We start from the raw sequence: 6,831 nt of genomic DNA on the forward strand, positions 1-6,831 counted from the left end.
AGGCCGCCGACCGGCAACGACTGAACTACACCGACCAGTTCACCGTCAAGGCAAACGCGTCGCACCCGTCGGTTCACTGCGTCAGCGTCGTGCTGTCGAAGAGCGTCCCGGTGTCGCTGTACGCGTTGAGCACGAGTTGGGTCGGAGTGACCGAGCACTGCACGTACTCGAAACGCGCCGACCTGTACGCGCTCCAGAACGGCTGGCTCGCCGTGAACTGGTTGAGCCCGTTGCCACCGCCGCCGGAGACGACGTACGTCACTCCCGTCGAATCGATCGCACCCGCGCGCAGCGGGTGACTCCGCTCGTAGTTGTGGGAGTTGCCGGAGAGGCAGAGCCTGACCCCGTACTGCTCCAGGAGCGGCACGAGGTTGGTGAGGACCGTCGACGAGCTGGAGCTGGTGGTCGTCGAGCTGTAGGGCGGGCGGTGCACGACACAGATCTTCCACGCCGCCGTCGCGGCGGCGAGATCGGCGCTCACGAACGCGCGCTGCGGGGAGCCGGCCCCCAAGGGCTGCTCGCTGTCGACGACGAGGACGTGCAGGTCGCCCCACCCGTAGCTGTACCAGCGCTGGTTGTTCGGCGACCACAGGTTCCGTGCCGCCGCGCCGTCGCCGTAGTACTCCTTGTTCCCGTTCGCCGGATAAAGGGTCCGGGTACGGATCACCGGGCCGTACTGCTTGTAGAAGCGGTTGTCGAAGTCGGAGTAGAAGTGCTCCGGATCCGGGTCCTGGGCGTCCGGGTACACGTTGTCACCGAGCGTCTGCACGAATTGCGCCGGCGATGCGGCGATCAGGTTGGCGATGCTCGTCTCCTGCCCCGAGCCGCCGCCGAAGTCGCCGACCGCCGCGAAGGTGAAGGCCGTGCCCGGCGCGGGTGCGGTGGTGAAGCCGTTGCCCCCGAGCGTGGCGTTGCCGGACCGCACCTGGTAGGTGTACGCGGTTCCGGGCTGGAGGCCGCCGAGCAGCATGGCGTGCTGCAGCCGCGGGGTGGGGTCGTCGACACTGCCGCTGAACGATCCGATCCCGTAGTCGACCCCGCTGGGAGCCGGAAGGTTGGTCCACCACAGCACGCGTGCGCTCGTCGCGTCGGTCTGGACGACGTAGGGACCACGGGTGACGAGGACGGTTCCGGCCGCCGGGGTGGAGCCGGTCTTCCCCGAGGTGAGGGCGGAGACGTTGCCGGCGGAGTCGACGACCGCGATCCGGTAGGTGTACGTCGTCGACGGGGAGAGTCCGTTGTCGGAGTACGTCTTGCGGAGCGGCTCCTCCACCGTGGCGACGAGGACGTTGTTGCGGTGGACCTGGTATCCGGCGACGTCGCTGGAGCTCGACGACCCCCAGGTGACGTCGAGCCGGCTGTCGGAGTACCGCCGCACCACCACGCTGGAGTTGGACACCGCCGCGGGGGCGCTCGTGTCGCTGGAGGTCTTGGTCGTGACGGTGATGGCGGCCGCCGGGCCGACGTGCCCCGCGACGTCGACGGCGCGGACCGCGAACTGGTAGGCGCGGTTGGCGAACAGCTTGCTCGCGGTGTAGCTGGCGGCTCCGTCGGTCGTCGAGATCTGGACCAAATTCTCGACCGGCACCCCGACGGGGCCGCGGAGGATCCGGTAGCCGGTGATCTTGGCGACGCTCGTGGACTTGGTCCAGGTGAGCTTCACGCTCGACGACGTGAGCGAGCTCGACTTGAGGTTGGTCGGCGCCGTCGGCACCGTCGTGGGGTCCTGCGCCTGGGTGACCACGACGACGGGAGCCGAGCGCACCGACTCGACCCCGCCGATCACGGTGGTGACCTCGTAGCGGTGGGTCGTCGTCGCCGCAAGACCGGTGTCCTCCAGCAGGGTGCCCGGCTGATCGGCGATCAGCTGGTCGTCCCGGTAGACCCGGTAGGACTCGGCCCCCGCGACCGCGGTCCACAGCAGGCGCACGGTCGACGAACTCAGCGCCTGACCGGCGAGCAGTGCCGGGGGAACCGGATCGTCGGCGGCGCTCGCCACCCGTGGCGAGACGACGACATCGCCGACGTCCAGTACGAGTCCTGCAGCAAGGGCATACGTGACGAAGCTGCGGCGGCTCAGAGCCATGGTCGTTTCCTCTCTCGGCCGGCCGGTGTCAACCGCCCCGCACTCACGGTCTCGCCTCGCACACAGCGTGACCGCCGGATGCCCCGCAACCGGCCGATTACCCCGAAAGCGGCATGTCGCAGCCCGTCACGCCGCCTCCAGGGGCCGCCCCACCGACCCTCACGGACGACGGACCCTCACGGACGCAGGAGGGGAAAGTCGGCCCGGCCCCAGAGCCCGCGGAGGGCGGCGGGCTCGTCCTCCTGCCGCTCCTCCCCGGTCCGCCAGACCATCGCCGGCCCGGTGGCGTCGTCGTACGCCGGCCAACCCGGGTCTCCACCGGTCGCGAAGTCGGCCCAGGCACGCACCATCCGGCGGGCCAGTTCACGGTCGGCGGGGGTGGGGGCGCCGCCGATGAGGAAGGCCACGCACTCCTTGTCGACGTTGCCGAAGGCGAAGGGGATGTCCGCGCAGTGCCAGGCCCGTACGGCCCCGTGCGGGCCGGTGCGCCGGCGGTCGAAGCGCGACAGGAACGCCCGGCCGCCGCCCCGGGCCTGCTGCTCGGCGAGCCGGTTGGCGTACTCGCCGAAGAGGAGGTCGCCGAAGACGGACAGGTAGACGTCGGACAGCGGCGCGTCGGGCAGCGCGGCACGGTAGCCGGCCATCAGTCCGTCGGGGAGCCCGAAGTCCTCGGCGAATCGGGCGAGTTGCCCCTCGGTGGTGACCTTCGCGCAGCTGCCCACGGCGTCGAGCAGCCAGTACTCCTCCGTGGTGTGGCAGACGAGGAGGTCCACGTCCCGGCCCGCCCCGGCGGCGAGGCCCGTGAGGGGATCGACGGGCAGGACGTCCCCGTCGAGGACGGGGGCGTAGAGCGAGGGGTCGTAGTGGCGGGACCCGGAGGCGGGGTCGCGCCGGTACGCCTCGACGACCTGGTCGGAGGCGGTGACCAGGTCCTGCGGGGTCGCGCGGGTCAGGCCCTCGGGGGTGGCCGGGCAGCCGGCCGCCGCGGCGATCTCGCGCGTGGTCGCGGCGGCGATGCCGAGGGTGTAATGGGGGCTGGCGGGGCTGTGGGCGATGGCGCGGTGGAACAGGCCGCGCGCCCGGTCCATCACCATGAGGCAGGCGATCGACGCGGCCCCGGAGGAGTGTCCTGCGACGGTGACGTTGTCGGGGTCTCCGCCGAACGCGGCGATGTTCTCCCGCACCCAGCGCAGGGCGGCGACCTGGTCGAGCAGGCCCCGGTTGTCGGGGTACGACGTCCCTTCGGACGCCGGGACGTGCCCGAACCCCTCGAAGCCGATGCGGTAGTTGAGGGTGACCACGACCAGACCGGCGCGGGCGAGGGCGTCGCCGTCGAAGTCGGGCTGGGCCGAGGAGCCGAAGGTGTAGGCGCCGCCGTGGATCCAGACCAGGACGGGCAGGGAGCCGCGATCCGGAGACGAGTCCGGGGCCGGGGCCGAGTCCGGGGTCGAGGACGGCGCCGGGGTCCAGATGTTGACGGTGAGGACGTCCTCGTCGCCGGGCGACCATCCGGGCGAGCCGGGCAGCTCCGCCGACTGCGGGGCGACGGGGCCGAAGGCCGTACAGTCCCGTGTTCCGCTCCACGCGGCCGCCGGGGCGGGCTCGCGGAACCGGAGGGCGCCGAACGGCGGTGCGGCATAGGGGATTCCGAGCACGGCGACCACGCCGCCGGACGCCCGGAAGCCCCGTACCGCACCGCTCGTCGTCTTGAAGGTGTCCATGGGGCTCAGCGTGTCATCGGACCTCCGCCCGGCGCCAACACCAAGATCAAGACGATTCACGCACTGCCGATGTCAATCCCCGTCTCAGGGGACGAGGCGGACGACCTGCGGATCGTGGTCGCTGGCCTGGTCGGCGAACTCGCTGTTGACGTGGACGATGTCGTAGTCGTACGAGGTGAGGGCCGGGCTCGTCAGGATGTGGTCGATGGCCTGCGAGTTGCCCTGGTACACGTAGGTGTAACGCTCCTCGGCCGGGAGGCCGTCGACGAGCGGGGTGAGGACTCCGCCGGAGGCCAGGGTGGTGACCGTGTCGGAGAACTCGAAGTCGTTCAGGTCGCCGAGGACGACGACGCGGGCCGAGGGCTGCACGGCGAGGATCTGCTTGACGAAGCCGTTGACCTGCGTGGCCTGCCGGACGCGCTGGGTCTCCGAGGAGCGGGCCGGCGGCTGGAAGCGGGAGTACAGGGGCTGGTCGCCACCCTTGGACGTGAAGTGATCGGCGACCACGAACACGGTCTTGCCCTGGAAGGTGAACTCGCCGACGAGCGGCTTGCGGCTGGCGTCCCAGGCGGAGTCGGACGGGTTGATCCGGCCGGGCGAGACGGACAGGGCGGCGGTTCCGGCGTTGTTCACGACGGAGACGGCGGTGGTGGAGGTGCCGCCGGGGCGGTCGGTGAAGCCGACGCGGGCCGGGTTGTAGAGGAAGCCGACGCGGATGTTGCCGCCGGGCTCGCCGCCGTCCTGGTCGTCGACCGGGTTGATCTGGCGGTACTGGTAGGCGGGGCCGCCCGCGGCCGTGATGGCGGCGATCAGCTTGGCGTAGGTCCGGTCGGCGGCGACGACGCCGTCGTCCGTCGCGCCGTTGTTGTCCTGGACCTCCTCCAGGGCCACGACGTCGGGCGAGGCGAGGTTGCGGACGATGCCCGCGGCGAGCCGGTCGAACTTGCTCTGCGGGTCGGTCGGGTCGAGGTTCTCGACGTTGTACGTGGCGACGGCGAGCTCGCCCGCGGTCTGCGCCCGGGTGGTCTCGGGGGCGAGGGCGTTGTCGGTGAGGGCGCCGAGGGTGGTGGCCTGGATGCCGTAGCCGCCGAAGTTGTCATAGTCGAGCGGTCCCACGGTCGTGCCGCTGAGCACGTCGCCGACGTCGGCGACCGGGAAGGCGGTGGGCAGCAGCGACTCGACCTTCACCCGGCCGGCGTTCTGGGAGGCGTACGAGCCGTAGACGGTGCCGCCGCGCGGGGTGGGGTGCTCGGCCGGCTCGGCGGTGACGAAGAGTTCGCCGTAGGGCGTGGTGGCGCCGACGACGCGGGCGCCGCTCACCTGGACGCGCATGCCTTCCAGGGACTCGTAGAGGTCGAGCGCGTACGTCGAGGGCGCAAGGGTCAGGCCCTCGATGGAACCGCCCCCGGCGTCGGGTGCGTACGCGTCCGGGATCGAGGCCGCGTCCAGCGTGAAGGCGGCCGGGAGCGCGTTGCCGGTGGAGAGGGTGGAGGTGATCGTCGCGGAGGTCAGCTCGGTCAGGGACTGGCCGCCCTCGGCGGAGCCGCCGGGGTAGTACTCGGAGACCGTGCCCCGGACGGTGATCCGGTTGCCGGCCTTGGTGGAGGGGGTGGTGGAGCCGGTGTACACGAAGAGGGCTTCGCTGGTGGCGGGGTTGCCGTCGCCGACCGGATCCTGGATCCAGTATCCGCGGGAGGTTCCGGTGGAGCGGATCGCGGTCACGATGCCGGTGACGGTGACCTGCTGGCCGTTGTACGGCGAGAGCCGCTTGGCGCCCTGGACGGCGGCGATGGTGACGGTGGCGGCGTGCGCGGGAAGCGCGAGGAGGCCGGCCATGAGGGAGCCGACGAGGGCGGTGGCGGCGAGCAGGCCGGTGCGACGGCCTCGGGCCGCTGGGTGACGGGAGGTCATGGGGGTGCCTTTCGCGAGGTGTCGTGGAGGGATCGCGGAGCACCGCGCCGGGTGTGTGTGGGGACACGCCGTGGCGGCAGGGCAGTTGTAGTGGCGGCGAATGGCGTGGAGGGAACCGGAAGGTGTTCTGTTCGTGTCACTTCTACGCGCGTCACACAGTGTGCCCGTTTTGCCATGACCCTGTCACTATCTCGCGCTCGACGGACCGCGCCGAACCCCCTCCGCCGCACGGGCGGGAGGGGGTCGGATCGAAGCCACGGACGGGCGGACCTCAGCTCAGCCGGGTGTCCGCGTAGACGTTCATCGCCCGCTGCTGGTACTCGGCGAGTCCTACGGCGATCCGGTCGAAGTTCTCACGGAACCGACCGTCCTCGGCGTAGGTCTTGGCCAGACCCCGGTACGCCTCGGCGCACGGGGTCCAGAAGCGGCGGACGTCCTGGTAGTGGGCGTCCACCTCGGCCTGGACCGCCGGGTCGTCGACGGGCGTGCCGGCGGCCATGTGCTCGGCGAAGCGGATCATCCGGGCAGTGGCCTCACGCTGCCACTGCTCGGCGGCCTCGGGGGTCATCCCTTCGACGACCTGCCGGGACTGCTCGTACGCCTCCGGCCACCGCTCCCGCGTCTCGGCCTCGATCGCCGGGTCGGGCCGGAAGCCCTCGAAGAGGTTCTCGGGGCGGTTGATGCTCACCATGTCCTTGTCCTCGCTTTCCTGGAGTTCGGCGATGGTGCGGGCGACCGTGCGGGCCAGGGTGCCGAGCCGCTCCCGCTCCGCGAGCAGCCGGGCATGGTGCTCGCGCAGGACGGTCACGCGGTCGGCCCCGCTGTCCAGGACGTCCCGGATCTCGCGCAGACCGAGGTCCAGCTCCCGCATGAGCAGGATCTGCTGGAGGCGCAGCAGCTGGGGCTCCTCGTAGTGACGGTGCCCGTCGCTCGCGGTCCACGCGGGCGCAAGGAGTCCGATCTCGTCGTAGTGCCGCAGCGTCCGGGAGGTCACCCCGGACATCCGGGCCACGTCCGCGATCGACCAGGCCATGACGGTGTCCTTTCCTTCGCCGGGGCCGGTGTTCCGGCCCCGTTCGAAGACCGTAGGGGTTGACGCCGCGTCAACCGCAA

The 6,831-nt window shown here is 71.2% G+C and carries 4 protein-coding genes; all 4 read right to left on the reverse strand.

Going from position 1 to position 6,831, the window contains the following annotated elements:
* Window positions 1-73: 73 nt before the first annotated feature.
* A complete protein-coding gene (locus CCN56_RS30475; RefSeq protein WP_086831162.1) occupies window positions 74-2,086 on the reverse strand; it encodes a fibronectin type III domain-containing protein in 2,013 nt (670 codons plus the stop codon).
* A 176-nt stretch (window positions 2,087-2,262) separates the two neighbouring features.
* Window positions 2,263-3,807 (reverse strand): carboxylesterase/lipase family protein, encoded by a 1,545-nt coding sequence (locus CCN56_RS30480; protein WP_086831163.1) that lies wholly within the window; start codon window positions 3,805-3,807, stop codon window positions 2,263-2,265.
* Between the two features lie 84 nt (window positions 3,808-3,891).
* Window positions 3,892-5,718 carry an endonuclease/exonuclease/phosphatase family protein gene (locus CCN56_RS30485; RefSeq protein ID WP_086831164.1) on the reverse strand — a complete coding sequence of 609 codons (1,827 nt, stop codon included), beginning with the start codon at window positions 5,716-5,718 and terminating at the stop codon, window positions 3,892-3,894.
* 271 nt (window positions 5,719-5,989) lie between these two features.
* Complete coding sequence (locus CCN56_RS30490) at window positions 5,990-6,751, reverse strand: MerR family transcriptional regulator (RefSeq protein ID WP_086831165.1); 762 nt, start codon at window positions 6,749-6,751, stop codon at window positions 5,990-5,992.
* Window positions 6,752-6,831: the final 80 nt, after the last annotated feature.

It is taken from the genome of Streptomyces sp. NRRL B-24572 (genome assembly GCF_002156145.1).
Classification (GTDB): Bacteria; Actinomycetota; Actinomycetes; order Streptomycetales; family Streptomycetaceae; genus Streptomyces; species Streptomyces vietnamensis.